Here is a 1,726-nt window from a genome sequence, read left to right as displayed (position 1 = left end):
CTGAAAGGTAGGAAATACGCCCTGAAAAAGGGAAAATAAGGGCGGAGACAGTACTCAAAAAGGCAAAGCGGTTAATTGGTAACCCAATTAACTGCTTTGGTTGGTGTCTTTGTATTTTGCAAAGGCCTCCGGGTGTGATGATGGATTATGCGCCGCATTTGGGTGTTTACGCGCTGTATGCATTGGTAACCGGCGGTTTGGCAGCATTCGCGTGGAAACAGAATGTGGTGTCGGAAGAAGAGCACAGCGTGTTTGTGAGCGTATCGGGCAATACGGGTACGATGGCGGCCGATTTTGATCCGCGTAATCATGAAGAAAACGATGATTTGATGAAACAGTAGCGCAGGTACATGTGGATAGTTTGGACAATGCGAACATGCCGTCTGAAACAGATGTTGCTGATGAAAAGGGTGAGGCTGGGAAACCAAATCAGGATAAGCAAGTTTGATTGGCAGACCGAGACTTTTGTAAAACACCTGTCTCGGGCATATAGCTGATTAACTTAAAAATGGGGACGCAGATTAACCCCAAACACCACACCATTGCCGCAGCATTTCAAGCTGCCCGGACGGTACGCCAAAGTTAAAGCGGAACCCGCATTCTTTCAAGGACAGCGGGAAAGGTTTACAGCCAACCCCATTGTATTTGCGCAAGACGCACTTCGCCTGGTTCCAACAATTTCCAATGCCGCCGATAGGGTTTTGACGGTCTGCAAAAAGCTGTGAACGGTTGATGCGCTGATGCCCGAACCTGCCCGTATCAAGCACGCCACAGTTCCTGTTACTACCGGTATAAGCAATGCCGTCAGGTGTCGTTTGCTGTTTGACAACCGGAAATAACGTATCCTTCCCGCTATCCCCCGCAACGGCGGTACCAACCTTTCCCTGCCGCTTTAAGATGCCGCACGTCCGCGCTTACCCTTACGCCGACCGCCGAAATAACCCCCGTCCGGCCCAGTAGGGCCTCTGAAAACCCGCCGGCTTCCTGCGCCAAATGACAGGCTGTCACCCGGCGGGTTTTGCGGTAGGACAACATAGCCCAACCGGGTTGGATACCCAAAATATCAGCGGCTGCACGGGCTGTGGCTTCTGGTACGAAAAACCGGAGGAGTTTTCTTTGGACATTCTTTGTTAATTTGCAATGGTTATCTTTATTTTTGCCGTCTGACATGACTGCCAATCTGCTTCAGCCCCTAAAAATGAACACGCGACCTACCCGCAGGGGCAAGCATACCTTGAATTTAAAAAGTTTCCTTGCTTTTTAGCTGTAAGAAAAGCCGGCGTTGTTTACCGTATTGGAAAGACAATACTGAAATGAACACCCACAAAAACACCCAGCTCACCCCACATCAGCGCGCAGGATAAAACCACCGTTACTTCGCCGGCCCGGCAATGCCAAGTCAGCAAAGCAACCATTTACCGTATCCTTAGGCGGCACGATGGCAACTGCCGACACCGCAAAACAGTACCGGCAACCGTTTCAAACAAGCCAAGTATGACATGAAACGTTTGGCTAAAGTTGGGAAGCCCGTCGAAAAAACACTCAAAAAACAGGCAAAAACCTTATCCGGGCGAAACGGCGCACTCCGACACCAAACGGCTGCCTTGATTGCAGAATCAAAAAGCTACCGCCCCAAGAGATTGCCTGTTTGTTGCCATTGATGATTTTTCGAGAGGGCGGTATGCCGCCATTTTGCCTGGCCGTACCGCTGCCGGTGCTGTAAAAG

Annotated in this window: 1 protein-coding gene and 2 pseudogenes; 2 read left to right on the top strand and 1 reads right to left on the bottom strand. The window is 50.3% G+C overall.

Annotated elements, in window-relative coordinates; all coding sequences use genetic code 11:
- The first annotated feature begins 134 nt into the window (after nucleotides 1-134).
- Nucleotides 135-341 carry a hypothetical protein gene (locus tag C7N83_RS13785; protein WP_146135185.1) on the top strand — a complete coding sequence of 69 codons (207 nt, stop codon included), beginning with the start codon at nucleotides 135-137 and terminating at the stop codon, nucleotides 339-341.
- Nucleotides 342-521: 180 nt separating this feature from the next.
- Here the strand turns inward: C7N83_RS13785 and C7N83_RS13780 are convergent.
- Nucleotides 522-1,170 (bottom strand): annotated as a pseudogene (locus C7N83_RS13780) (IS1595 family transposase).
- Between the two features lie 143 nt (nucleotides 1,171-1,313).
- On the opposite strand from C7N83_RS13780, the pseudogene C7N83_RS16835 reads away from it, so the two are divergent.
- Nucleotides 1,314-1,726 (top strand): annotated as a pseudogene (locus tag C7N83_RS16835) (IS481 family transposase); the annotation flags it as partial.

Origin of the sequence: Neisseria iguanae (genome assembly GCF_003013245.1) — a bacterium.
Lineage (GTDB): Bacteria > Pseudomonadota > Gammaproteobacteria > Burkholderiales > Neisseriaceae > Neisseria > Neisseria iguanae.
This window is presented reverse-complemented; position numbering and strand designations above follow the sequence as displayed.